Annotated in this window: 27 protein-coding genes, 2 tRNA genes and 1 pseudogene; 2 read left to right on the plus strand and 28 right to left on the minus strand. The window is 67.0% G+C overall.

The window, feature by feature from the left end; genetic code table 11:
- Nucleotides 1–115: 115 nt before the first annotated feature.
- The 19 genes and pseudogenes from carA to ACIQ51_RS11950 all read right to left on the minus strand — a co-directional run bounded on the left by carA (nucleotide 116) and on the right by ACIQ51_RS11950 (nucleotide 18,075).
- Nucleotides 116–1,228, minus strand: a complete 1,113-nt coding sequence (gene carA, locus ACIQ51_RS11860; RefSeq protein WP_396205260.1) for a glutamine-hydrolyzing carbamoyl-phosphate synthase small subunit — start codon at nucleotides 1,226–1,228, stop codon at nucleotides 116–118.
- 7 nt (nucleotides 1,229–1,235) lie between these two features.
- Nucleotides 1,236–1,616, minus strand: coding sequence for a preprotein translocase subunit SecG (gene secG / locus ACIQ51_RS11865; protein ID WP_396205261.1), 381 nt, complete (start codon nucleotides 1,614–1,616; stop codon nucleotides 1,236–1,238).
- A 123-nt stretch (nucleotides 1,617–1,739) separates the two neighbouring features.
- On the minus strand, nucleotides 1,740–2,495 hold the full coding sequence (tpiA, locus tag ACIQ51_RS11870; RefSeq protein ID WP_396205262.1) for a triose-phosphate isomerase: 756 nt from the start codon (nucleotides 2,493–2,495) through the stop codon (nucleotides 1,740–1,742).
- A 21-nt stretch (nucleotides 2,496–2,516) separates the two neighbouring features.
- Nucleotides 2,517–3,713 (minus strand): phosphoglycerate kinase, encoded by a 1,197-nt coding sequence (locus ACIQ51_RS11875; RefSeq protein ID WP_396205263.1) that lies wholly within the window; start codon nucleotides 3,711–3,713, stop codon nucleotides 2,517–2,519.
- Between the two features lie 84 nt (nucleotides 3,714–3,797).
- Complete coding sequence (gene gap, locus ACIQ51_RS11880) at nucleotides 3,798–4,811, minus strand: type I glyceraldehyde-3-phosphate dehydrogenase (protein WP_396205264.1); 1,014 nt, start codon at nucleotides 4,809–4,811, stop codon at nucleotides 3,798–3,800.
- A 5-nt stretch (nucleotides 4,812–4,816) separates the two neighbouring features.
- The gene (locus ACIQ51_RS11885) at nucleotides 4,817–5,344 is read right to left on the minus strand and encodes a ComF family protein (RefSeq protein WP_396205286.1); all 528 of its coding nucleotides are present in this window, start codon (nucleotides 5,342–5,344) and stop codon (nucleotides 4,817–4,819) included.
- Nucleotides 5,345–5,503: 159 nt separating this feature from the next.
- Nucleotides 5,504–5,677 (minus strand): annotated as a pseudogene (locus ACIQ51_RS11890) (double zinc ribbon domain-containing protein); the annotation flags it as partial.
- 1 nt (nucleotide 5,678) lies between these two features.
- Nucleotides 5,679–6,602, minus strand: coding sequence for a shikimate dehydrogenase (locus ACIQ51_RS11895; RefSeq protein WP_396205265.1), 924 nt, complete (start codon nucleotides 6,600–6,602; stop codon nucleotides 5,679–5,681).
- On the minus strand, nucleotides 6,599–7,060 hold the full coding sequence (locus tag ACIQ51_RS11900; protein WP_396205266.1) for a low molecular weight protein arginine phosphatase: 462 nt from the start codon (nucleotides 7,058–7,060) through the stop codon (nucleotides 6,599–6,601). The genes ACIQ51_RS11895 and ACIQ51_RS11900 overlap by 4 nt, the downstream gene beginning before the upstream one ends.
- Before the next feature lie 58 nt (nucleotides 7,061–7,118).
- Nucleotides 7,119–7,775, minus strand: coding sequence for an L-threonylcarbamoyladenylate synthase (locus tag ACIQ51_RS11905; RefSeq protein WP_396205267.1), 657 nt, complete (start codon nucleotides 7,773–7,775; stop codon nucleotides 7,119–7,121).
- 19 nt (nucleotides 7,776–7,794) lie between these two features.
- Nucleotides 7,795–8,598, minus strand: coding sequence for a 2-C-methyl-D-erythritol 4-phosphate cytidylyltransferase (ispD, locus tag ACIQ51_RS11910; protein WP_396205268.1), 804 nt, complete (start codon nucleotides 8,596–8,598; stop codon nucleotides 7,795–7,797).
- Nucleotides 8,599–8,640: 42 nt separating this feature from the next.
- A complete protein-coding gene (gene radA / locus ACIQ51_RS11915; RefSeq protein WP_396205269.1) occupies nucleotides 8,641–10,038 on the minus strand; it encodes a DNA repair protein RadA in 1,398 nt (465 codons plus the stop codon).
- Entirely contained in the window at nucleotides 10,038–11,558 is a 1,521-nt protein-coding gene (gene dnaB / locus ACIQ51_RS11920; protein ID WP_396205270.1) for a replicative DNA helicase, read from the minus strand. The genes radA and dnaB overlap by 1 nt, the downstream gene beginning before the upstream one ends.
- 6 nt (nucleotides 11,559–11,564) lie before the next feature.
- Nucleotides 11,565–12,245, minus strand: a complete 681-nt coding sequence (locus ACIQ51_RS11925; protein ID WP_396205271.1) for a uracil-DNA glycosylase — start codon at nucleotides 12,243–12,245, stop codon at nucleotides 11,565–11,567.
- Nucleotides 12,246–12,884: 639 nt separating this feature from the next.
- Nucleotides 12,885–13,091, minus strand: coding sequence for a DNA-directed RNA polymerase subunit omega (locus ACIQ51_RS11930; protein ID WP_396205272.1), 207 nt, complete (start codon nucleotides 13,089–13,091; stop codon nucleotides 12,885–12,887).
- Nucleotides 13,091–13,738, minus strand: coding sequence for a guanylate kinase (gene gmk, locus ACIQ51_RS11935; RefSeq protein ID WP_396205273.1), 648 nt, complete (start codon nucleotides 13,736–13,738; stop codon nucleotides 13,091–13,093). Before gmk ends, ACIQ51_RS11930 begins: the two co-directional genes overlap by 1 nt.
- Nucleotides 13,735–14,610, minus strand: coding sequence for a YicC/YloC family endoribonuclease (locus tag ACIQ51_RS11940; protein ID WP_396205274.1), 876 nt, complete (start codon nucleotides 14,608–14,610; stop codon nucleotides 13,735–13,737). Before ACIQ51_RS11940 ends, gmk begins: the two co-directional genes overlap by 4 nt.
- Before the next feature lie 43 nt (nucleotides 14,611–14,653).
- A complete protein-coding gene (locus ACIQ51_RS11945; protein ID WP_396205275.1) occupies nucleotides 14,654–16,597 on the minus strand; it encodes a hypothetical protein in 1,944 nt (647 codons plus the stop codon).
- Nucleotides 16,594–18,075, minus strand: a complete 1,482-nt coding sequence (locus ACIQ51_RS11950; RefSeq protein WP_396205276.1) for a leucyl aminopeptidase — start codon at nucleotides 18,073–18,075, stop codon at nucleotides 16,594–16,596. The genes ACIQ51_RS11945 and ACIQ51_RS11950 overlap by 4 nt, the downstream gene beginning before the upstream one ends.
- A gap of 281 nt (nucleotides 18,076–18,356) precedes the next feature.
- Here ACIQ51_RS11950 and ACIQ51_RS11955 point away from each other — a divergent pair, with 281 nt between their 5' ends.
- Nucleotides 18,357–18,794: a VOC family protein gene (locus ACIQ51_RS11955; RefSeq protein ID WP_396205277.1), complete on the plus strand. Its 438-nt coding sequence runs from the start codon at nucleotides 18,357–18,359 to the stop codon at nucleotides 18,792–18,794.
- Between the two features lie 68 nt (nucleotides 18,795–18,862).
- Here ACIQ51_RS11955 and ACIQ51_RS11960 read toward each other — a convergent pair.
- From ACIQ51_RS11960 to ACIQ51_RS11980, 5 genes are all read right to left on the minus strand, one after another.
- Nucleotides 18,863–18,934, minus strand: a tRNA-Asn gene (locus ACIQ51_RS11960).
- A gap of 100 nt (nucleotides 18,935–19,034) precedes the next feature.
- A tRNA-Leu gene (locus ACIQ51_RS11965) sits at nucleotides 19,035–19,118 on the minus strand.
- 99 nt (nucleotides 19,119–19,217) lie between these two features.
- Nucleotides 19,218–19,625 (minus strand): Spy/CpxP family protein refolding chaperone, encoded by a 408-nt coding sequence (locus ACIQ51_RS11970; RefSeq protein ID WP_396205278.1) that lies wholly within the window; start codon nucleotides 19,623–19,625, stop codon nucleotides 19,218–19,220.
- Between the two features lie 173 nt (nucleotides 19,626–19,798).
- Nucleotides 19,799–20,395, minus strand: a complete 597-nt coding sequence (locus ACIQ51_RS11975; RefSeq protein ID WP_396205279.1) for an anti-sigma factor family protein — start codon at nucleotides 20,393–20,395, stop codon at nucleotides 19,799–19,801.
- Entirely contained in the window at nucleotides 20,388–20,942 is a 555-nt protein-coding gene (locus ACIQ51_RS11980; protein ID WP_396205280.1) for an RNA polymerase sigma factor, read from the minus strand. Before ACIQ51_RS11980 ends, ACIQ51_RS11975 begins: the two co-directional genes overlap by 8 nt.
- A 98-nt stretch (nucleotides 20,943–21,040) precedes the next feature.
- Here ACIQ51_RS11980 and ACIQ51_RS11985 point away from each other — a divergent pair, with 98 nt between their 5' ends.
- On the plus strand, nucleotides 21,041–21,787 hold the full coding sequence (locus ACIQ51_RS11985; protein WP_396205281.1) for a glycerophosphodiester phosphodiesterase: 747 nt from the start codon (nucleotides 21,041–21,043) through the stop codon (nucleotides 21,785–21,787).
- Here ACIQ51_RS11985 and ACIQ51_RS11990 read toward each other — a convergent pair.
- The 4 genes from ACIQ51_RS11990 to ACIQ51_RS12005 all read right to left on the minus strand — a co-directional run.
- Nucleotides 21,741–22,139, minus strand: a complete 399-nt coding sequence (locus tag ACIQ51_RS11990) for a hypothetical protein (protein WP_396205282.1) — start codon at nucleotides 22,137–22,139, stop codon at nucleotides 21,741–21,743. The genes ACIQ51_RS11985 and ACIQ51_RS11990 overlap by 47 nt on opposite strands.
- Before the next feature lie 126 nt (nucleotides 22,140–22,265).
- Nucleotides 22,266–22,547 carry a 50S ribosomal protein L27 gene (gene rpmA, locus ACIQ51_RS11995; protein WP_396205283.1) on the minus strand — a complete coding sequence of 94 codons (282 nt, stop codon included), beginning with the start codon at nucleotides 22,545–22,547 and terminating at the stop codon, nucleotides 22,266–22,268.
- A gap of 50 nt (nucleotides 22,548–22,597) precedes the next feature.
- The gene (gene rplU / locus ACIQ51_RS12000; protein WP_396205284.1) at nucleotides 22,598–22,915 is read right to left on the minus strand and encodes a 50S ribosomal protein L21; all 318 of its coding nucleotides are present in this window, start codon (nucleotides 22,913–22,915) and stop codon (nucleotides 22,598–22,600) included.
- A gap of 147 nt (nucleotides 22,916–23,062) precedes the next feature.
- Nucleotides 23,063–23,808, minus strand: a 746-nt coding sequence (locus ACIQ51_RS12005) for a ribonuclease E/G (RefSeq protein WP_396205285.1), incomplete at its 5' end; no start/stop codon positions are given.

Here is a 23,808-nt window from a genome sequence, read left to right on the forward strand (position 1 = left end):
GGGGAGAAATTCGGAGCAGAAACGCCACGGGCACCAAGCCACGGCTGGTGCCCGCGAAGCATTGCGACAGCGAACGTATGGCCTTAGTGCTTATCAGTCAAGCGTTTGGGCCATCTCACCCACGTCGGGTTCTCAAGGCCGTGAGAAACTGATCGAACAGTGGCACGGCGTCGTGCGGGCCTGGGGCGGCCTCCGGGTGATACTGGACCGCAAAGACCGGCAGCGTGCGGTGCTTCAGCCCTTCCACGGTGCCGTCGTTGAGGTTGATGTGCGTGACCGCCAGGTCGGGGGCGCCTTCGACCCCGTCGGGGCTCCCCACGACCGCGAACCCGTGGTTCTGCGAGGTGATCAGCACCTGCCCCGTTTCGAGGTCCTTGACCGGCTGATTCCCGCCGCGGTGGCCGAACGGCATCTTGGCCGTGCGCCCCCCGAAGGTGATGCCGAGGAGCTGATGCCCGAGGCAGATGCCGAACATGGGCACACGCTGCTCCGCGATACGCCGGATCGTAGCCGGCGCATACGTCACGGCCTCCGGGTCGCCCGGGCCATTGGAGAGGAACACGCCGTCGGGGTCCATCGCCAGCACCTGGTCGGCGGGCATGTCCGACGGGACAACCGTGACGCGGATGCCGTGCGCATCGAACAGGCGCAGAATGTTGCGCTTGATGCCGAAGTCGTAGGCAACGATGTGGTAGGGTGCATCAGGCTTGCCCCACGAGTACGCCTCGCGTGTGGACACCACTGACGCGAGGTCGAGCCCCGCCATGCTCGGACAGGCGTCGAGCGAGGCCAGCGCCTCCCTGGTGTGCGGCTCGCCGATGCCGATCACCCCACGCATGACACCCACGTTGCGGAGGTGCTTGGTGAGCCGACGCGTATCGACCTCGGTAAGCACCGGCACATTGGCGGTGGCGAGCCACTCGGGCAGGCTGCCGGTGGCACGCCAGTTGGAATACGTGGGCGACAACTCGCGGCACACGACGCCGGCTACCTGCGGGCGCGCCGACTCGGGGTCCTCGGCGTTGACCCCGTAATTGCCGATCTGGGGTGCGGTCATGACGACGATCTGGCCGCGGAACGACGGGTCGGAGAACGTCTCCTGGTACCCGGTCATGTTCGTGGTGAACACGACTTCAGCGACCGTCGGGAGCACGGGGCCGACGAGACGACCGAGAAAAAGGGTTCCGTCCTCGAGGAGGAGGAACCCCTTGGGCGACTGGCTGTTCACCGCGGGATTACTGCTTGGGTGCGGCCGGGGCCGCGGGAGCTGCCTGCTGCGTGAGCGGGGCCGCCGGCGCCGCCGCGCCGCTACCCGTGCTGGGCGCCGACGGAGCGCTGGCCGGAGCGGCGAGCTTGTCGAGTACCGACTTGGGCGCCGAGGACCGGGTGGACATCATCTGCAGGACAAAGGCGAGGCCCAAGAAGATCCCGCCACACCACCACGACGCCTTGGTGAGGAGGTTGCCGGCCTGACGCGTGCCGATCACCGAGTCCGACGAAGAGCTCGCACCGCCGAAGCTGGCAGCGAGGCCACCGCCCTTGCCCGACTGAAGAAGGACGGCCACGGCGAGCACCACGGCGTCGAGAATGAGCAGGGTCAGCAGAAACGTGTACATGTCGCGGAGACGGAAATCCGTGGAAGTGGGCGGCGGAGAATCCGCCGCGCCGTTCAACGCTAGCCTTGTAAAATCACCTGCTGACCCCCGGCGGGCAAGTCCTTCCGCCAGCGGGAGTTGCGGTCAGGCCCGCGCGATGCTGGCCCAGCTGTCCGCCTCGAGTGACGCGCCGCCGACCAGCAGCCCGTCCACATCCGGTGCCGCCAGCAACTGACTGGCATTGCCGCGGTTCACGGAGCCGCCGTAGAGGATCGGGATGCTCCCGGCCACCTTCTCCCCCACCCGCGAGATCAGCGCGCGGCGCAGCACCCCGTGAATCTCACTCGCGTCCTGCGGGGTGGCCGTGCGGCCCGTGCCGATCGCCCACACCGGCTCGTATGCCAGCATAATCGTGGCGATCTGCTGATCATCGAGCCCTGCGAGTCCCGCTGCGAGCTGACGTTCCACGACCTCGGCGGTCCGCCCGGCCTCGCGCTCAGCGAGCAGCTCACCTACACAGAGCATGGGAACGAGACGGGCTTGCGCGATCATCGCCATCTTCGCCGTCGTCTGGCTATCCGTCTCACCAAACACATGCCGGCGTTCGGAGTGCCCAACCAGCACCACCCGCGCCCCCGCGTCGCGGGCCATCAGCACCGAGTTCTCACCCGTGAATGCCCCCTGCGCCTCGCTGTGTACGTTCTGCACGCCCACCCAGATCTCCGGACGCTCACGCAGCCCGTCAATCACGGTGGTGACCGTGAGGGCTGATGGCAGGAACACCAGCGTTCGATCGTTGAGCTTGGGCGTCTGCGCGAGGAAGCGCTGCAGGAAGGCCTTCGCGTCGGTGGGGCCGTGATTGAGCTTCCAATTGGCCGCGATGACGGGCTTGAGATGCATGTCCGTTCCGATGATTGATGATCAGCGCGCGTCGAGCGCGCTGACGCCGGGAAGGTCCTTGCCTTCGAGGAATTCGAGCGACGCGCCACCACCGGTGGACACGTGGCTCATCTCCGATTCGAGACCCGCCTCGGCCACCGCCGCGGCGCTGTCCCCGCCGCCGATGATGGTGGTGGCTCCCCGTGCCGTCGCCTTCGCCATGGCCTCGGCCACCGCGCGCGTTCCCGCATCGAATGGCGGCTTCTCGAAGACCCCCATGGGGCCATTCCAGAGCACGGTCCGCGCACGCTCGACAAGGTCACCATACTGCGCCGCACTTTTCGGCCCGATGTCGAACATCGCTTGCCCAGCCGGAATCGACTCACGTGCCACTGCCGTGGCCTGCGCACCGGCATCCATTGCTGGGGCGATCGTGGCGTCGACCGGAAGCACGAGCTTGTCTCCCGCGCGCGTCAACAGATCCTTCGCCATGTCGAGCCGATCCGGCTCCACGAGCGAGTTGCCGGTCTCGAAGCCCATGGCCCTGAAGAACGTGCACGCCATGGCGCCTCCGATCAACAGCTTGTCGACCTTGGGGAGCAGCGCCTCCACCACGTCGATCTTGCCGGAGATCTTGGAGCCACCGAGGATCGCCACAAACGGTCGCTGTGGCGCCGACAGTGCCCCGCCGAGATAGGCAAGTTCCTTCTCCATGAGCAGCCCTGCCACCGCGGGCCGACAGAATCTGGCCACACCGGCCGTGCTCGCGTGCGCGCGGTGCGCCGCCCCGAAGGCGTCGTTCACGTAGAAGTCGCCAAGCTGCGCCATCTGAGCCGAGAGCGCCTCGTCGTTCGTCTCCTCGCCGGGGAGGAAGCGGGTGTTCTCGAGTAACAGCACCTCGCCAGCCGGGAGAGCCCGCGTGGCGTGCACTGCGCGCTCACCGACGGTGACGTCGAGAAAATGGACCGGGCGCGGAAGCAGCTCCCGCAGGCGATTCGCCACGGGCGCGAGCGAATACTTTGCTTCGGGCGCACCCTTGGGCCGGCCGAAATGTGCCAGAAGCACCACGCATGCGCCGCCGTCGAGCAGCGTGGTGATGGTGGGCAGGGCCGCGGTGATACGGGTGTCATCGGCAACGGTGCCGGCGTCATCGAGGGGGACGTTGAAGTCCACGCGCACGAGTGCGCGCTTCCCGTTCAGTTCTGCCGGGGTGAGGTCGCGAATGGTCTTGGTGTTCATCGAAGGACGTGGCGGAAACAAAGAAAACGACCCACGCCGAGGTCACCTGGAGCTCGGCGTGGGTTGTTCGACGTGCGTCGAGCCTTACAGGCGTGAGCCGACGTAGCGCAGCAGGTCCACGCACCGCGATGAGTAGCCCCACTCGTTGTCGTACCAGCCCGAGATCTTCACCATGGTGCCGTTGATGACCATCGTGCTTCCCGCATCGAGCGTGCAGGAATACGGGTTGCCGATGTAGTCCACCGACACGAGGGGTTCGTTGCTGTAGCCGAGAATCCCCTCAAGGGCGCCGCTCTCCGATGCCGCCTGGAAGGCGGCGTTCACTTCCTCCTTGGTGACGGGACGCTCCACGATGCAGGTCAGGTCGGTGAGCGACACGTCGGGGGTCGGCACGCGCACGCCGACGCCGTCGATCTTACCCTTCACTTCAGGAATCACCAGCGACGTGGCCTTGGCGGCTCCCGTCGTCGTGGGGATCATCGACACCGCCGCGGCACGCGCGCGGCGCAGATCCTTGTGCGGCAGGTCGAGGATCGACTGGTCGTTGGTGTAGCTGTGAATAGTGACCATCGAGCCGTGCACGAAGCCGAACGACTCGCGGATGACCTTCACCATCGGCGCCAGGCAGTTCGTGGTGCACGAGGCGTTCGAGATGATATGATGCGTCGCCGGATCATACTTGTCGCTGTTCACCCCCATCACGACCGTGATGTCTTCGTTGGTGGCGGGCGCCGAAATGATGACCTTGCGAGCACCACCCTCGATGTGCTTCCGCGCGTCCTTGGCATCCGTGAAGCGCCCTGTCGACTCGAGCACGATGTCCACGCCGAGGTCCTTCCAGGGCAGATTGGCCGGATCGCGCTCGGCCAGGATCTTGACCTTGTCGCCGTCGATGCTGATGCCGTCGGCATCAGCGCTCACCTGACCGTCGTACGTCCCGTGCACCGAGGCATACTTGAACAGGTGCGCGAGGGTCTTGGTGTCGGTGAGGTCGTTGATGGCAACGAAGTCGATGTCCGCGACGCCCTGCTGCTTGGCGGCGCGCAGCACCTGGCGGCCGATTCGGCCGAAGCCGTTGATGCCAACGCGAAGAGCCATTCGTATCAGTTCCGGATGAAGTCTGAGTCGGGTGCGGCACGGTCGCCGGGATCAGGCGCCCGTCCGAAGGTAACACAGCTGATGATGCGGGCGCCGCCTTCCACCAACGCTTGCACAGCGGCATTGAGCGTCGCGGCCGTCGTGACCACGTCGTCGACCAGTACCAGATGCTGGCCGCGAAGCTCGGCTCGTCGGTGCAGTGGCACCGCGAACGCACGGGAAACGTTGCTCGCACGCTCCGAAGGTGTCAACCGCACCTGCGATTGCGTGGCGCGGGTGCGAACGAGCGCATCCGTCCACACGGGCACGCACCAGTGCGGTGCCAGCGCCCGCGCCAGGGATTCCGCCTGGTTGTAGCCCCGTTCGCGCAGCCGGGTGGCCGAAAGGGGCACGGGAACGAGCGCTACCCGCTCAGTCGTCACGTCCCGCGGCCAGTTCAGCCTCGCCATCGTGCGTGCCATCGGCTGCGCAGCTCCCCACCATCCGCGGTATTTCAGCGCATGGACGAGCTCGGCGCCGGTGCCGGAATCCATGCGCGTGGCCGACCGCACCGCGCGGATGGCGGGGGAGAGCCGAGCACACCAACGGCAGGCGGGGACGTCGCTGGCACTGGGAAGGGCGCGCCCTTGTGGCCCAGGATCCTCAGCACGACGCGTCGGCAAGGGCACGGAAATCGACAACTGTGGCTGCCCGCAGCGTACGCATTGCGGATATGAGAGGGGGGTGATGCCTGCCAAGCACCCCGGGCACACGATCCCCGAGGAATCCGGCGCATGGGCGCGGCGACATACCACGCACGCGCCGGGAAGCAGGAGATCGACCGCGCCTCGCCAGAGCGTCCTCCATGCCCCTGATGCGACCCGCATGCTATTGCCGGATCTCAGGCGCTGCGCGCTGCGGCCCGAGCGGTCGCAGATCGTCCACGGGCGGAACCTCCTGCCCCAGTGCGCCCCACATGCGGACACGCGGCGCGGGGAGGCCAAACCAACTCGTGAAAGCACTCGCCCCCTGCTCCACCAGCATGCGCAGTCCATCTTCGGCACGCAGCCCCAGCGAGCGGGCGAGATGGACCCAAGGGCTCCCGTCGATGCGATACACGAGATCGAACACCGCAGCCCCCGATCGGAGTTGCGCTGGGTCGACCGGCATGTCTGGCCCCTGCATTCCGATCGGAGTCGTGTTGACCACCAGCCCGGCCTCCTGCCAAACGGTGCGGGGCACATGCCCCGTGGGATGTACCGTCGCCGCAACACCGACCCGCTCGAGCAACGCGTGCGCCCGGGCCGCAGTGCGGGCGACTAGGTGGATCGGACGCCCCGCCGTCGTCTCGTGCCCGGAGAGCGCGATCAACACGGCCGCGGCCGCCCCCCCAGCGCCCAGAACCACAATGGCGCCCTCGAGCGGAGCGCGGCAGAGAGCCTGGAGCGTGGCGGTCACCCCGTCGACGTCGGTGTTGTGCCCGACCAGCGCGTCACCTTCCCACCAGAACGTGTTCACCGCACCAGCTCGCTCGGCCATCGGCGTATGGCGATCGGCCAACGTGAACATCGCCTCCTTGTGAGGCAGCGTGGCGTTCCCGCCGATCCGCCCCGCGTGCAATTCGCGCAGGGTGGCGTGCAGTGCAGCCGGCGCCACGTCGCGTTGCTCGTAGCGCAGCGACAACCCGCAGGCATTGAGCGCTGCCTGCTGAAACACGGGCGACAGCGACTGGACCACGGGATGGCCGAGGATGACGAGCCCCGCGGGTGCCTGGGCCGCGCCAGGCCGCGGCGGCGCCGACCTGCTGCTCACCGTCGACGTTCTCGGTCGGCGACCACGCGATCCAATGCCGTACCGATCTCGCGTTGGAGCTCCTCGTACGTGGCACGATACACCTCGAGATCCCCACCGAAGGGATCGCTCACCGGCCGCGGCGCGCCGCTGCTGAATGCCGTGAGCAGAAAGGCACGCCCCGCCCCGCCTAGTACCTCGGCACTCTCGCAATGATGAGGGCCCATGGTCAGAATCAGGTCCGCACCGGCCACCTGGTCAGGCGCCAACATCCGTGCGCGATGCTCGCTCAGATCGATACCGTGCTCTAGCGATACCAGCAAGGCACCGTCCGACGCCGGCGCACCAGGCCAGGCGCTGGTACCTGCGCTGCTCACCGTGAGATCGGTCAACCCACGCTCGGCAATCATGCGGCGCGCAATGCCCTCGGCCAACGGACTACGGCACGTGTTCCCCGTGCAGACGAAAAGGAGGTGCATCCGGCGGCGCTCCAAAGAGTGACGGGAATCGGGAGTCACGACAGCACGACCGATATGGTCAGGTGTCGCCGATCAGACCGGGCACGACGTCGCGCAAGCGGCGCGCCGACAGGACCCCGGGACGAATGACACGAGGGCGACGGCTCGTGCAATCCACCACCGTCGACGGCATCGATGGCTCGAGACGACCACCATCGAGCACGTGCAACAGCCCTTGACGGATCTCGTCGGGCCACTGTTGCACAATCTCAGAGGCCACCATCGCCGGCGGCACGCCGGGACGGTTCGCACTGGTGCTGGTGATGGGTTCGCCGTAGGCAGCCAGCAGTCGCTGCAGGCCAGTGTGCGGTGTGAAGCGCACGGCAACGCCGCCTTCGGGCCCGCGAAGCCGCGGCGGCACGCGGCCCTCACCGCCGCGCAGTACGAGTGTTAGCGGGCCCGGCCAGAAGTGCGCCGCCAAGTGTGCGGCATACGTGGGCAGGTGCAGGTCGAGCCGGCCGATCTGCTGCGGGTCGCCGATGAGCAACAGGAACGGCTTGCCGGGCGGTCTTCCCTTCATGCGCACCAGAGCCTCCACGGACTCGTGGTCGACCGCGGTTCCGAACCCGTACACGGTTTCTGTTGGATAGGCGATCACCCGCCGCTCCGTCAGATGAGCGATCGTGACCCGCAGCGCGGCCTCGACCTCCACGGGCGACCAGAATGGAACCGTCATGCCGTCGGCAAGCATGCCGCTACTCGGCAAGCATGCTGAGTGCCTCGGCCCGCGCGAAGTCCGCCTCCTCGGTGATCTTCATGGCGCGCTCGCTGCCGCGCACGACCACGACCGTCTTGCCAAGCCTTTCACAGAGCGCCGCGTCGTCCGTCGCGCCGATGCCGTCCCGCCGTGCAGCAATGTGGGCCTCTTCGAGCATCAATCGCGGGAACGCTTGCGGCGTCTGGGCGCGCCACAGCCGGGCGCGATCGACCGTCCGCACGATGTGGCCGTGCTCGTCCACCTCCTTGAGCGTGTCCACCACGGGTAACGCGGCGATCGCCCCGTGACCACGACGGGCCTCGGCGATTACGCGATCGATCGTATCGTCGGTCACCAGCGGGCGCGCGGCATCGTGCACGACCGTCACGCTCACCTCTTCGGGGAGGTCTTCGAGGCCGTTCACCACACTCTCATGGCGCTCGCTTCCGCCCACCGATACGAGCAGGCGATCGACGTCGCACTGGAATAACCAGGGGGGCGGATCAGCGGCGTATGCCTTAGGCAAGACCACCACCACCACGGCCACATCGGGACGCGCCATAAAGGCCTGCACGCTGTGCAACAACGCCGGCTTACCGGAGACCCAGCGGAACTGCTTGAGCTCCTCGCTGCCTGTCCGCCTGCCCGAGCCTCCGGCGACGATCACCACGCCCACGTCGCGCACCACACCGTCAGGTACGCGGAAGCCCTCGCCGCGCGATGCCACGACTGGCGGGGGGATCACACGACGCGGCGGCTGCGGGGGGGGCTCGGGCACTACGCCCGTGACCTGATCACTCATATGTGCCGGGGATGAAAGGTGCGCGGCATGGAATGGAGCGAGTCATTGCGCATCCTTGCCCACGGTGCGTTGGAGCACATCGGAGAGGGTGCGCACACCGATGAGCTTCATGTCGGCCGGGGCCTTGCGGGGCATGGCGCGATCCGAGAGAAACGCCGTCGTCATTCCAAGCTTGGCCGCCTCTGCAAGGCGACGTTCGGCCTGGGACACCGGTCGGACTTCACCGCCCAGCCCCAGTTCGCCAAGAAAGATCGCCTGGGCCGGCAGCGGTCGGTCCACCACGCTCGACGCCAGCGCTATCACGATTGCGAGGTCCACACTCGGTTCCTGCACGCGCATTCCACCCACCACGTTACAAAACACATCGAGCTGGGCGCACGAGAAGCCCCCGCGCTTATCGAGGACAGCGAGAAGCAACGCGAGGCGGCGAGCATCGATGCCATTGGCCACGCGCTGCGGGGTCCCGAATCCGGCCCGCGCGGCGAGGGCCTGCACTTCAACTAGCACGGGCCGGGTTCCCTCCATGAGCGCGCACACGGCACTGCCGCTGCTCACGTCGCGCCGGTCGCCGAGGAACAGCGCCGACGGGTTCTCCACGGGAACGAGTCCGGTGCTCACCATACGGAACACGCCGATCTCGTCGACACTGCCGAAGCGGTTCTTCGTGGCGCGCAACACACGATGATCCAGCGTACCATCGCCTTCGAAGTAGAGCACTGTATCGACGATATGCTCGAGGGTCTTCGGGCCGGCGATGCCGCCACCCTTCGTAACATGGCCGATGACGAAGACCGTCGTGTTGGTGTCCTTGGCGAAGCGCATCAGTCGTGCGGCACATTCGCGTACCTGCCCCACGTTGCCCGGCGCCCCTTCCAGCAGCTCCGTGTGGACCGTCTGGATGGAGTCCACAATCAGGCACCGTACATGTTGTCCGCTAGCGAGCGGCTGCGCCGCCGTCGCGAGGATTGTTTCGAGCGACGTCTCGGTCAGCAGCGAGACTGCCGTGGCATCCTCGGCGAGTCGGTCGGCACGAAGCCGTACCTGCAGCGCACTCTCCTCGCCAGACACATAAAGCGTGCCCTGCCCTGCCGCCTCGAGCCGCGCCGCAACCTGCAACAGCAAGGTGCTCTTGCCGATGCCGGGCTCACCGCCCACGAGAACCATGCTTCCCGGTACGATGCCGCCACCGAGTACGAAGTCGAACTCATCGAGCCCCGTGCGCCAGCGAGGCGTATCGGTCGTGGTGACGCGCCCGAGCGCGACAGTACTGCCGGCCACCCCCGCCGCGTTGCGCGCCGCCGTCCGCTTGCTGGTGGGTACGGCGGCGACGATCTCCTCGGCCAGCGTGTTCCAGGCCCCGCACGCGTCACACCGTCCCGCCCACTTCGGCGACTGCCCTCCGCACTCGGTGCAGGCGTAGACGGTCTTCGCCTTTGCCATCAGAAGGGCGTTCCGCCGAAGTCGTCGTCGTGGCCACCCTTCACCAGCTTGGGTCCGCCGAAACCGCCGCCACCGCCGTATTCCGGAGGTGCCTCGCGTGGGGAGAAGTTGTCGAAGCGCGTGTACTGCTTGTGGTAGAAGAGGCGCGCGCTGCCGATAGGGCCGTTACGCTGCTTGCCAATGATGATCTCGGCACGGCCCTCAATCGACGGATCCTTGAGGCGACCGTTCTCGTCGCGCTCGGCGTACACTTCCTGACGGAAGATGAACATGATCACATCGGCGTCCTGCTCGATCGCCCCCGATTCGCGAAGGTCGGACAGCTGCGGGCGGCCCTTGTCGTCGCCGGTACGCTGTTCGGGTGCACGCGACAGCTGCGACAGCGCCACCACTGGCACCCCGAGCTCCTTCGCGAGCGCCTTGAGGCCGCGCGAAATCTGCGAGACTTCCTGCTGACGGTTCTCCACGCCGGCGGGACCCGTCATGAGCTGCAGGTAGTCCACGATGATGAGTCCGAGGTCGTGCTCGGCTTTGAGGCGGCGCGCCTTGGCGCGCATGTCCAGCAGCGTGATGCCGGGCGTGTCGTCGATGAAGATGGGTGCATGGCTCAGAATACCCGCTGCCTGCGCCAACCGTGGCATCGATTCGTCGAGCGCCCTCCCGCCTTTACGCAGGGCCTGCGCATCGATCAGTGCTTCCGCCGCAAGCATACGCTGCACCAGCGACTCCTTGCTCATTTCAAGCGAGAAGAACGCCACGGGCACTTTCGCCGTGATGGCAGCGTGCTGTGCGATGTTCAGCGTGAAGGCCGTCTTGCCCATGGAGGGGCGCGCCGCCACGATCACGAGGTCAGCTGGCTGCAGGCCTGACGTCATGTGATCGAGTTCGGTGAATCCCGTCGGTACGCCCGTGATGGCTTGGTCGCGCTGGGCGAGCAGCTCGAGCTTCTCCATCGCGGGCCACAGCAGCTCCTTGATCTTGGCGAAGCCACCCTTCTCCTTGCTCTGGCCGAGCGAGAAGATGCGCGACTCCGCATTGTCGAGGAGGTCGTTGGCGGTAGTCCGGCCCTCGAACGCCTCCTGGACGATCTCGGTGCTGACCTCGATGAGCCGGCGAAGCAGCGCCTTTTCCTTTACGATTCTGGCATGGTACTCCACGTTGGCCACCGTGGGCACCGCATCGAGAAGGAACGCCAGATACTCGCGGCCACCGGCGTGTTCCAGCTCCTGCCGCCGCTCGAGTTCGTCAGCCAGCGTGAGCGGGTCCACCACACCCCCGCGCTCGGTGATCGCGAACATCGCGCGGAATAGACGACGATGCCCCTCGCGATAGAACATGGTGTCGTCGACGTGCTCCGACGCGCGCAGAATGGCGTCGGCATCCAGCAGCATCGCACCGAGCACCGCCTGCTCCGCTTCTTCCGACCAGGGTGGGCGGCGCTCCTTGTACGGATCGCGCGTGGCACCAGTGGCCTGCTGCAGTGCCCCCGTCGTTCCGTTGGTGATGGCGAGACTTGTCATGTCAGATCACTCCGTGCCGTTGCCGGAGGCCTCGCCCGCGGCACGCGCCGCGTCGAGGACGCGACGGGCCAACTTCACGTCTTCCCAAGTAGGACGCTTCCACGATTCGTTGCGCAGCAGCGCGGCGGGATGGTAGGTCACGATCAGGGGCACGCTTTGGTAGCGATGCAGCTTGCCGCGAAGGGCGCCGATGGCGGTACTCGTCTGCAACAGGGTTTGTGCGGCGAAGCGCCCGAGCGCGAGGATCACCTTGGGGCGCACGAGTTCGATCTGGCGCACCAGATAGGGCTGACAGGCCAGCACTTCCTCGGGCAGCGGATCGCGGTTTCCCGGCGGACGATGCTTGAGGACGTTGCAGATGTAGACGTCGTCGCGCGTGAGCTGAATGGCACCGAGGATTTTGGTGAGAAGCTGACCGGCCTCCCCAACGAACGGGCGCCCCAGTTCGTCCTCGCTCGCTCCGGGCGCCTCGCCCACGCACAGGAACTCCGCCTGCGGATTCCCCTCGCCCGGAACGGGGTGGCGCGCCGTTTTGTGCAGGGTGCACGCGGTGCAGCCGGCCACGAGATTGGCCACGTGCTCGAGCGACGGCAACGCCGCCACGTGGGGCGCGACGTCCGCGACGCGCAGGCGCCCAGCTTCCAGCCCCGCGGGAACGCCCAGCGCCTCGAGCCAGGGGGGCAACACTATCGCCGCGCCACCAGTTATCCCCGCCGTCGTTTCTGCGGTGGCTCCCGTCTCTTGACGCGCCGGACCACGCGCGCCCACTGGGCCAGCATCAGCCGCCGCACCCCGACCGGCCGGCGGCGATGATGGTCCCCCAGGCTTCGCAGCGCCCGCGCTTCGAAGCGTTTCACGCCAATCGGTACTGGCGTTCGGGGCGAACCGCCGCTCCGGGGCGGGCGGTGGAACGGACGCTGGGTGAGACGGGGGCCCCACATCGTCGAGCGCCGCGTCGTCTTCGGGCGGCGGACCGTCCATCAACCCCGGGGGAGGTCCGTCGGAGGCACGGCTGCCCTGCGGCGGCACCGGCGCAGCCGCGCTCCCGGTAGGGCGGCGCCGACTCCCAGTCCGAACTCCCACCAACTTGAGCACATCGTCCACGGGCAGCCCATCGAGCACGAACTCGGATTCCCCGAGCTCGCGCCGCTGTTCGAGATACCGGCGTAGCCGATCTCTGGCGTCCACCATGGTGTGGTGCAGTAGGGGAGGAGGGCCCGCGTCACGCCGAACGTCACCGGCGCATGTGTCGCGAGGAGGGGAGAAAAGGCGCCGCGCCGAGACCGGGGTCACGGCGCGGCGCCAAGTCCTACAGGTCGACCGGACTCAGGCCGAACGGCGGCGCGGCAAGACCTTGTACTCGATCTCGCCGTGCGTGAGCTCTTCGAGCGCACGGGTGGTGAGCTTCTTCTCGTGCAGCGAACGATCACGCGGGAACTCGTTCAGCACACGCGCGAACTTGGCCGCGATGAGCACGCTGAGGTACTTGTTGGCCGAGTGCTTGGCCACTTCGGTCGGAGTGAATACCTGCATCAGTCGCCCTTGCTGAAGTCGTGAATTTCCTGCTCGAGTTGCGCGATGAGCCCCTCGACCTGCGCCTCGAGTGCATGCACGCGATCGTGACGCAGTCCCTCGGCATCGATGATGGCACTCACCTGGTCGACGGCCCGGTCGAGATTGTCGTTGACCACCACGTAGTGGTAGCGCCCGACCTCCCCCAACTCGGTCCGTGCGTTGCGCAGACGAACGAGCAACCGCTCGCGATCCTCACTCTTGCGCGCCGACAACCGGGATTTGAGTACCTCCCCGGATGGCGGCAGGATGAAGACCAGCACCGTGGATGGAAACGCGGTGTGGAACTGCCGTGCCCCCTGCACGTCGATGTCCATCAACACATGACGGCCGCCGGCGAGCACTCGCTCGACTTCCGACCGCAGCGTGCCATAGAACTTGCCGTGCACCTCGGCCCACTCGGCAAACTCGCCGCGCTCACGCGCTGCCAGAAACGCCTCGGGAGAGAGGAACCGGTAATCACGCCCATCCACCTCACCGTCGCGAGGGGCGCGCGTGGTACAGCTAACAGAATAACCCAGATCGGCCCGCCGCTCCAGCAGGCGGCGCGCAATCGTGGTTTTCCCACCCCCGGAGGGAGCGGACAGGATGACCGGAAAGGCACTCACTCGAGGTTCTCGACCTGCTCCCGGATACGTTCCAGCTCCTCCTTGAGCCCCACGACCTCGTGGAGGATCGGGGCGTCGGCGGCCTTGCTTCCGGTCGTGTTGGTCTCCCGGAGCATCTCCTGCAGCAGGAAGCCCAGCCGCTTCCCGACCGGCTCCCCGCCCGAGTCGTTCAACGCGGCCCGGAATGCCACGAGGTGCGATCGGAAACGATCCAGCTCCTCCGCTACGTCCATGCGATCGGCAAGGATGGCGATCTCCTGGGCCAGGCGACTCTCGTCTATCGCCACGCCCGCCGCCAGCTCCCGCACCGATTCACGCAGGCGGTCCCGGTGGGCCACGATCCGCTCTGGGGCCCGGGCCGCGATCCGTCCGAGCGCCGCCTCGACCAGGTCGAGCCGCTGATGCAGCACGGCGGCCAATCGCTCGCCCTCCTCGGAGCGCGCCCGCTGCAAGGCCTCGAGCGCCGCGTCGACGATGCGTAAGAGTTCGGCCACCGTGCCGGTGTCTTCGTCGTCACGCGACGCCGACAGCACATCCGGCATGCGGAGCACGCTCGCGAGGTCCACGCCGCCGCTGAGCCCATGGCGCTGCACCAGCGCCTTGAGCTGATCAGCAATCGCCGAGAAGCGGGCCTCATCGATCGAGGCGGGTGCATCGGCCAGTCGCTCGCTGCGCGCCGACAGCGTCACGTGGCCCCGCGCGACCGTGAGGCGCATCGCCTCGCGCACATCGGTCTCCCACCGGCCGAAGGCGCCCGGAAGCTTGATGCTGGGGGAGAAGAACCGGTGGTTCACGGTGCGCACGTCGACGACCACGCGCGACGTGCCCACCGTACCCTCCGCCAGTCCATACCCAGTCATGGAACGAATCATCGGGGAATGATAACGCAGTCGGGGGCGAGTGGTGACGCCGGTGTCAGTTGAAGAACTCCCACCGAACGCCGTACATCTGGACCGCCTGCGGCATCGTGATGCCGCGGATCTGTTCGTACTGGCCGCCGGTGAGGTTGCGATACTGGTAGAAGAGCGTGCCGCGCTGGATGCGGATCTCCATGACGGCGGTCACCACTTGCGCCGGCTCGGTCGTCCACTTGAGGGGGTCCTCGTCGGGGCCGTAGAAGAACGGCACGCCGCTGCGACGGTCGTAGATCAGCCGCAGGTTGTATCCGAATTGTCCCTTGGGGAACCGGCGACGCCATTCGGTTACCAGCGCGACCTCGGCTCGAATCTGTGTCTTGGCGCGATTGTACTGGGCCGCGTCCCAGCTGATGGCCTGCAGATCGAGTCGGATGTCCTTGTACAGGCGACCGTTCGCCGAGAGCAGTACACCCGTGGCCGGGTTGGCCGACACGACGGCCGGGGGGGCGCCAATCAGCGTGAGGTTGTCATATGCCGTCGCGTCATCCCGCAGGACCCCACCGCCAACCCACAGCTCCTTCCATCGCAGGGCGGCCTCCGCACGCAGCGTGCTCGCTGCTGGGCGCCCGGTCGTGTCGTCGGGCGTGCGACTGCTGCGCCCGGCCGTTACCACGAGCCACGGCAGGAGTCGCAGCCGAGCGAAGAGGTCACTGCGATCGGTCGAGTCACGGCCGTTGCGCTCCGCCCATGCCCCTAGGTCGAACCGCCACCAGGACATTGCCCCACGCAGCACCGGCGCGTGCTGTAGTGACCCTTCCACCGGGCGTGCCCGATCCGTGAGCGACACCGACCATCGATCGCGGCGATATCCCACCGCCAGCACGTGCTGCGTCTGGGAGCGAATGGAATCGCGCTCCACCACCACCGTGTCCCCGTCCTCTGTGATGAGCGGCGGTGGTTCCTCGCCGATGCCATCCTGCCGGGTACGCAGCGCACTGACGATCGCTTGCGACCAGAAGCCGCGGCTCGTATCGCCGTAGCCAACACGCAGGTAGGCCTGCCGTCGCTGCCCCTTGAAGGCCGGCAACGTGTCGAAACCGGAGCGGGGCGTGTGGGCATCCCGTTCGCGGCCGACGGTGTTGGCGAATCCATCCACACTGAGCTTGCCCCGTGACCAGCCGACGCGTCCCATGAACGCCTGCGCCTCGCCATCGCTGCGAAGGCGCGTGGAGCCTTCGGTCCCACCGAAGGCCGAAATGCGGCCCGATTGCGTGGCGATCTGCTGGCCGGCCAGCTGCAGCATGAATCCGTTCCGCCACCGTTTGGCGAAGAAGCCGCGGAAGGCGTTGGTGTTGAGATCGCCCGTAAAGATGTCGACGCGCGTGGCCGGCGTGGTACTCGTTGCGGTACGCGTGCGCATCCAGACGCGCACTTCCCCCGGGGCGCGCTCGATCACGAGTTCGTCGAGTGACCAGAGCTGCACGTCGGTGTAGTCGATCGCGCGGCCGTTCCGCGGCTCAATGGCGTCGAGTTCCACGCCATCGAGGAAGAGGCGGATGCGCGCGACGTCACCGTTGTAGCTGCCCGTGTGAATGCCCGCCAGCCAGCTGCTACGATAGGTAACGACGCCTGGCACCCGATCAAGCACGTCGGCGAGCGTGGTGGCACCGCTGCTGAGCAGGCTGTCGCCGCGCAGGCGCAGACGCTCGGTGATCTCGAAGGAGCGCGGGAGCTCGAAGCGCGCCACCGGCGCCTTCACCGTGTCGCCCTTCTCAAACTGGGCAAGGCTGTCGGCCCGTTGCCGCGCCAGCCGCGCCAGCTGCACCGTCCGTTGCTGCGCCAAGGAATCCGCCACCGTGCTGTCCCCCGCAGAGACCGGTACGGCCACGCGCACCGTGTCAGCACGCTGCACGCTGTCTGGGCGGACCTGCGCCGACAGGTTGGCCGCGCACAGTGCGCTTACCACCCCCGCCAGCAGCAGCCGGAAACGCGAGAGCGTCACGTCCGCGCGCGTGCGCGCACGAACTCCACGAAGGTACCGACAGGTGTACCGGTCGGCCCCTTGGGAATCCACCCGAGATCGCTCTGCGAATAGGCGGTGCCAGCCACATCGAGGTGAACAAACGGGAAGCCGTCCACGAACTCTTGCAGAAAGAGCGCGGCCGTGATGCTTCCCGCCGCGCGACCGCCGGTGTTCTTCACGTCTGCCACATCGCTCTTGATCTGCTCCCGGTACTCGTCCCACATCGGCATGGGCCACCCCGGCTCACCTGCGGCCTCGCCAGCCGCCAGCACTTCGTCGGCCGCCGTTCGGTCCGTGCTGAACACCCCCACGGCATGCTGGCCCAGCCCGATCACGATCGCGCCCGTGAGCGTCGCGGCATCGAGCGCGATCGACGGATTGTACCGCTTCGCGAACACCAGCAGATCGGCCAGCACGAGTCGACCTTCCGCATCCGTGTTGATGATCTCGATCGTCTTGCCGTTCGACGCGCGAACCACGTCGCCGGGCTTCACGGCCTCGCCGCTGGGCATGTTGGTGGTGGATCCGATGATCCCGACCACGTTGATGGCCGGCTTGAGGCGACCAATTGCTTCCATCGCGCCCATTACGCCACCTGCGCCCGACATGTCGAACTTCATCCACTCCATCTCCGGCGCCGGCTTGATGGAGATCCCGCCGGTGTCGAAGCAGAGCCCCTTGCCGATCAGCACGACCGGCCGCTGGTCAGCCCCCGCCCCGCGGTATTCGAGGGCGACCAGACGCGGCTCCTGCGGTGTCCCCTGTGCCACGCACAGGAAGGCGCCCATGCCAAGATCGGCCATCTCCTTCCGTCCCAGCACGGTAATGCCCATGCCATGACGGGTGGCAATGTCTCGCCCCACCTCGGCGAATGTCTCCGGGGTGCAGTAATTGCCCGGCATCTGTCCGAGGCGCTTGGCGATGGCCTGCCCCTCTGCGACCGCGACCCCCGCAGCGAACGCCGCACGCGCGGCCTCGCTGTCAGGTGCGATGATGGTGACCTGCTCCACCCGGGCCCGGCGGTCCCGTTCGGGCGGCGGCGTTTGCAGATCGGGGTAGCCCCAACTGCCGGCCGCGGCACCGATGACCAATCCCTCGACCGACGCTGCGTCACCGCCGGGGAGCCAGAGGTGCAGCGCCCCGGTTCCCAGCTTACCGGCCTGGCGTGCGGCCACCGCCGCAGCGCGACGTGCTCCGATGCGACTGAGCGGAGCGGTGCCGCGCCCCACGAGCAGGACGCGCTGGACGCCCTGCTCGCCTCCCACGAGGAGCAGCGATTCATCCCGGCCGCCGCGGAAGTCACGTCGCGCCAACGTGCGCATCAAGGCGCCGTGGAGTAGACCGTCGAGCGCCGTGAGCTCGTCCGTCAGGGTCGGTTCGGACGGCAGCACGACCGCGAGAAGCGGGGTCTCCAGCGAGGCCGGCGCTGTGGCAGCGAGCGAAAACGTGAGCGGCATGGAATGCGGGGAGAAATGATGACGGCCCGGCGCGAGCAATCCTCGTTGGCGACAGCCTGGCGCCGTGGCGGCCGAAGGGGGAAGCTAGACGCTCCGGCTGCCCAGCGGCAAGCGAGTAACTTCCGCGTGGTTGGGCGGCCGGTTCCGGAATGAAATCGGCCGGTGCCCCGTCCCATTGCCGAACAGTCCGGGTTCCTCACGCGTCCCCGTACGACACACCTAGCGCGCGGGGCGTACCCGCTCTGATGCGTCACCCGCACTTGCTTCCGCCACCGGTTGACATGCCTCTCCCCAATCGATCGTTCCCCGACGCCACGCTGATCCCCACGCGCAGCTATCCTGATCTCGACGCGGCCGTGCGCTGGCTGTGTGATGCCCTCGGCTTCGAGGAGCGTCTTCGCGTTCCTGGCGAGCGGGTACAACTGACCATCGGCAACGGGGCCATCATCGTGGCCGCGTGGACGCCGGACCCTGCGGCCCCCTCCGGCGGCGGCGGTGGCCGCCCGCCGGCCACGCTGATGCTACGGGTCGCCGACGTGAACGTCGGCTATGAGCGCGTCCTGGCGATGGGTGGCACCTCGGTTCGTGTGCCGACGGATCATCCGTTCGGGGAGCGGCAGGCCGAAATCAAGGACCCGGCCGGCCATTCGTGGACCTTGTCGCAGACCATGGCCGATGTAGAGCCCGGCGATTGGGGGGCCCACTACGCCCGCACCTGACGCTCAGGAGGCAGCCTACACAACACGACGCCCACCTTCCGTGCGGAAGCTGGGCGTTGTGTTCCAAACTGGGGCGGGTGGACTCGAACCACCAACCGTCCGATTAACAGTCGGATGCTCTGCCATTGAGCTACACCCCATCGGCCTGCACCAATCCAACGCACCCCGGCACCGGTCCGTTGGCCCCGGCCCACCGTCTCCCTCGCGTTGACCTCTCGGCCGATGAGAAAGGCCAAGTGATGCCCAGAGTGGGGGTCGAACCCACAAGACCTTGCGATCGGGGGATTTTGAGTCCCCTGCGTCTGCCAATTCCGCCATCCGGGCGCACGAACGGGCGCCCGTGGGACGCCCGCCGCCGTACCTCAAGTCTACATCGCCGGAGGTGGGGCCGCTACCGTCAGCGGCTCTCGAAACGCCTGCGGTTCACTGCGGAGGGCGCCGGCGGTAACTGCCGGAGCCGTTCCTGTCGCGGCCATGCGGGAGTGAATCGCTGGTCTCCATGCGCTGTCGCTGCACTTCCTGCATGCCACGGCGCAACTCGTCCTGCAGTGCGAAGTAGCGGGCCCGCTGCACGGGAGAGAGAAAACGCGCGAGTTCCTTTTGCTCCTGCTCGTGCAAATCGAGTCGGCGGCGCTCGAGTTTGGGTAGCTGTTCGAGTAGTTCCTCTACGCGCGCGTCGTTGGCATTGTCTCCCGCCAGCAGTTCCATGCGCATCGCCCGTCGCGCCGCCATCTCGTCGGCACGCAGCGTTCGCCGAGAAGCCTCGGTTCGGCTGGCCACCTCACGCAGCTTGGTCATCTGCTCGTCGTTCAATTGGAGGCGCTGTTTCACCACGACCTCCAGCCGTTGCTGGAAACGCCTTTCCAACGTGCCCCGACGCGGGTCATCGGTGCGCCGACCGCGCGTACTCGTGGGTGGCGGCGGAGCGCCCTGCGCGTCCGTGCGGAGCGGAATGGTCGGGAGCAGTAGGGCTGCGCATACCGCCGAAATCAGCGAACGACACGTCACAGGATACCTCCTCCGGCAGTGACACTGAGCGGGACACCGGGCAGCGGTTCCGTGCTCGTGGCCCCATCCCATTTATCGAGGCGTTCGAGCATGCGCTGCAGTTCGTCCTCGGAAAGATCAGTGAGATCACCATAGGACATCGATACGCCAGATACGCCGATCGGAGCACGCACTGCTACCGTTTCGGCGGTATCGAAGGTGGGCGTGTTCGCCACGAGCGGAGCGCCGTCGGTGGTGCCGGGACGCTCCGGCACTGGGGGCACCGACACGAGGCCGCGTCGCGCAAGCTGGAGCGACGCCCCGCCAGCAATGATGATCCCCAGTGCCGCCGCCATCCGCCACGCCGAGCGGCCAAACATCGCACCCCGCCCCGGACGCTGCCTTGTCGGCAGGGCTGCCACGATCTGCTGGACATCGGGCATGGGGACGCGTGGACGCGCCGCACGTACAGCGCGTAACACCATAAGCTCTTCGGTACACGCCTGGCAGCGCGAGACGTGGGAGGTCACGCGTGACATGGTGATGTCGTCGAGCGCGCCCGTCACGAAGTCCGGCAGGAGATCCTGCAGTTCGGTGGTTGTGCACTCAATCATCTAGATACTCCCGCACCGCGCGCATCGCGTTGTGATAGTGCACGCGGGCCGACCCCTCGGTGGATCCGAGGATTTCCGCGATCTCCTTATAGCTCCGTCCTTCCTGCACCCGCAGTGTAAACACGTCGCGCTGCATGCGGGTAAGTCGTGCCATGGCACGCGCCACGCGCTGGGCCGCTTCGTCGGCCATCAGGGCGTCGAGCGCATCGAACCCGCTGATGGCATGTGCATCGTCGATCTCCACGTGGTGACCGCGTCGCGACTGCGCGCGCCGGCGGTCAATGACGAGTCGCCGCTCAATGGTGAACAGCCATGTTCGTAGCGAGGCATCGGCACGGAATGAGTCCATCGCGGCGAAGGCCCGGATGAACGTATCCTGCACGACCTCGTCAACATCATCCGTGACACCCAGCCGTCCGGCAAAACGCGCCAGCGCCTCCGCGTGCCGCTCGACGATCGACGTCGCAGCCCGCTGGTCGCCTGCCTTCCACTGTTCAATGAGGGCCCTGTCGAGCGAGGCATCCTCCTGCTGGGTGGCATCGATCATGGATTCGTGAGAGTCACCCTGTGAGACGCCCCCCGGGAGCGATCGTTAAGGGGGCGGGCCTGATTGACCGGCCGTCGCCATTCCGGCAGCTTCTGCCCATGCCCCACGCCCCCTCTGCCCCGCCACTGCGGCTTCCCGAGATCATTGCGCACCGTGGCGCGTCGCGTGAACACCGGGAAAATACCCTCGCCGCCTTCGCTCGGGCGCTCGAGGACGGGGCCGACGGGATCGAGCTCGACGTCCACGGGACGAGTGACGGGGTACTGGTCGTGCACCACGATCCGGTCGTCCGAGTCGGGCACGGTGAGGCGTCCGAGGACGTCCCCATTGGGGCACTGACCGCGGCAGACGTGGCCGCCCTGCGGTGGGACTGCGGCGAAGGCGTTCCGACGCTGGCCGACGTGTTTAGGCTCGTGGACGGTCGCGCACGGGTGTACGTCGAGGTCAAGGCGCCTGGTCTGGAAGGTTTGGTGACAGGGGTCCTTGAGCGGTACCCCTCGGTGACTGCGGCGGTGCACGCATTCGACCACCGGGTGCCCGTGGGGGTACGCGCGCGTCGGCCGGGGACGTCAATCGGCCTGCTCAGCGCGTCCTATCCGCTCAACGTCTGTGGCGTGTTGGCCTCGTCGGGCGCGGAGGCCTTCTGGCAGCATGCCACGCTGATCGATGAGCCGCTCGTGCGCGCCGTGCATGAAGCGGGAGTTCGCGTGATTGCTTGGACCGTGAACAGCACGCCCCACGCGCGCCAACTGGCCGCGTGGGGCGTGGATGCCCTGTGCACCGATGTCCCGGGGGAACTCAGAGCGGCGCTGACGGCGCCGGGGCATCGCCGTTCGGGGGCGTAGTCGCCGAGGATTGAGGCTGCGCCGCCGCCATGGTCTCCTTTGCGGTGGCCCCGGCAGCTGACGCACCTGCGGCCGAAGCGGCCGCTCTGGCGTTGGCGAGATCGGTCTCCAACTTCCGGGCTTCAGTATCGCGCGATCGGAGGGCGTCCATCAGCCGCTGCTTCGCGCTGATGTCGAGGTCTCCCCCGGCATCGGCGGCGCGAAACACGGCGTATCCAAGCGCCTCGGCCGCCGTGTCGGCCTGCTCGCGCGCGCGATAGGCATCGAGACGCAGCTTGCCCTCGTCGAGAACGTCCTGCGCGGCCTTGCCGGCCTTGTCGATGCCCTGTTTGACCTTGTCCCAGAGTGCCACGGCTGCCTCCTCGTGAGTGGTGGATTCTGTGTAACGTACGGGGAAAGAGGCTGGCCGGTTACAGAGGTACGAAAAAGGGGCAGGACACCCGAAGTGTCCTGCCCCCTTTCAACGGTGCGACGCGGATTACGCCTCGACCGTCTCCTCGACGTACTCGACCGGGACGACGTTGACCTTGTAGGCCTTCTTGTTCTTGTGCGCGAACTGCACGACGCCGTCGACCAGCGAGTAGATCGTGTAGTCGGTGCCCATGCCCACGTTGGCGCCCGGATGCCACTTGGTGCCGCACTGACGCAGGATGATGTTGCCGGCCGTCACGAACTCACCGCCGTACTTCTTGATTCCACGGTACTTCGGGTTCGAATCGCGGCCGTTGCGTGAGGAGCCGACGCCCTTCTTATGTGCCATGACGAATACTCCAGTGAGGCAGCGCTCCCGGATGGGTGCGCCGCCGGCGCTCAGCCGAGGGTGATGTCCTTGATGCGAACTTCCGTGAACTTCTGCCGGTGACCCTGCTTACGGGCATAGTTCTTACGGCGCTTGAACTTGAAGACGATGATCTTGTCTTCGAGGCCGTGCTTCACGATCTCCGCCGTGACCTTGGCGCCGGAGAGCGTGGGCACGCCCAGGCGGACCTTCGCGCCGTCGGAGCCGAGGAGGACGTCGTTGAACTCGACGGCCGTACCGGCTTCGCCCAGCAACGAGGGAATCCGAAGGGTCTTGCCCGGCTCGGCGCGAAACTGCTTGCCGCCGGTGCGGATAATCGCGTAGCTCATGGTTCGTGATAGTAGAGTGCGTTCCAAACGTAGCCTAGAAGCTTACCAGACCACGGGTTAGCTGTCAACCGCCACCGGCTAGGAGGAATCCCGGACTCGGGACCCGCCCACACGGACGCGGGAACGCCGTCCCCGTAGCCCGCCGGCTCAGGCGAGGGCGTATTGCTGCGTCACGTCCCGCTGGGCGCCACGAACGACGAGCTTGATCTCGTCTGGCTTGAGCAGTGGGTCGTCTCGCAATTCGAGGGGGAAGCCGGCCAGCTTTTCCAACCGCTTGACGAAGTCATGCTCCTGCTCGAGGACGTGGAGTGCCACCTCCGGGTGCAGGCGGAGGGTCATCGGTTCGCGACGCCCCTCGGCCGCCATGCGGCGCACGGCGCGCTCCGTCCGGCGGACGATCGTTTCCGGCGTAAACACGCGCCCCGTCCCGCTACAGGTGGGGCACGCTTCCGTCATGCTTTGGTAATGGCTCTGACGCACCCGCTGGCGCGTCATTTCGATCAGCCCCAAATCCGATACGGCAAACGCCTTGGTGCGGGCACGGTCGCGACCAAGGTGGGTACGCAGCTCGTGCAGCACCTTGTCCCGGTTCGACTGGGTCTCCATGTCGATGAAGTCGCAGACGATGATGCCGCCCACATCGCGCAACCGGAGCTGGCGCGCAATCTCGCGAGCCGCCTCGGTATTGGTCTTGAGGATGGTCTTTTCCGGATCGCGCTTGCCGGTATAGCGCCCCGAGTTCACATCAATCGACACGAGGGCTTCGGTCGGTTCGATGATCAGGTAGCCACCACTTGGCAGGTCACAGCGCCGCTTGAAGAGATCACGGATCTCCGTTTCGATCCCTTCCTTGTCGAAGAGCGGGACGGTGTCTTCGTACAGCTTCACCCGCT

The sequence above is a fragment of the Gemmatimonas sp. genome (genome assembly GCF_044344655.1).
Classification (GTDB): Bacteria; Gemmatimonadota; Gemmatimonadetes; order Gemmatimonadales; family Gemmatimonadaceae; genus Gemmatimonas.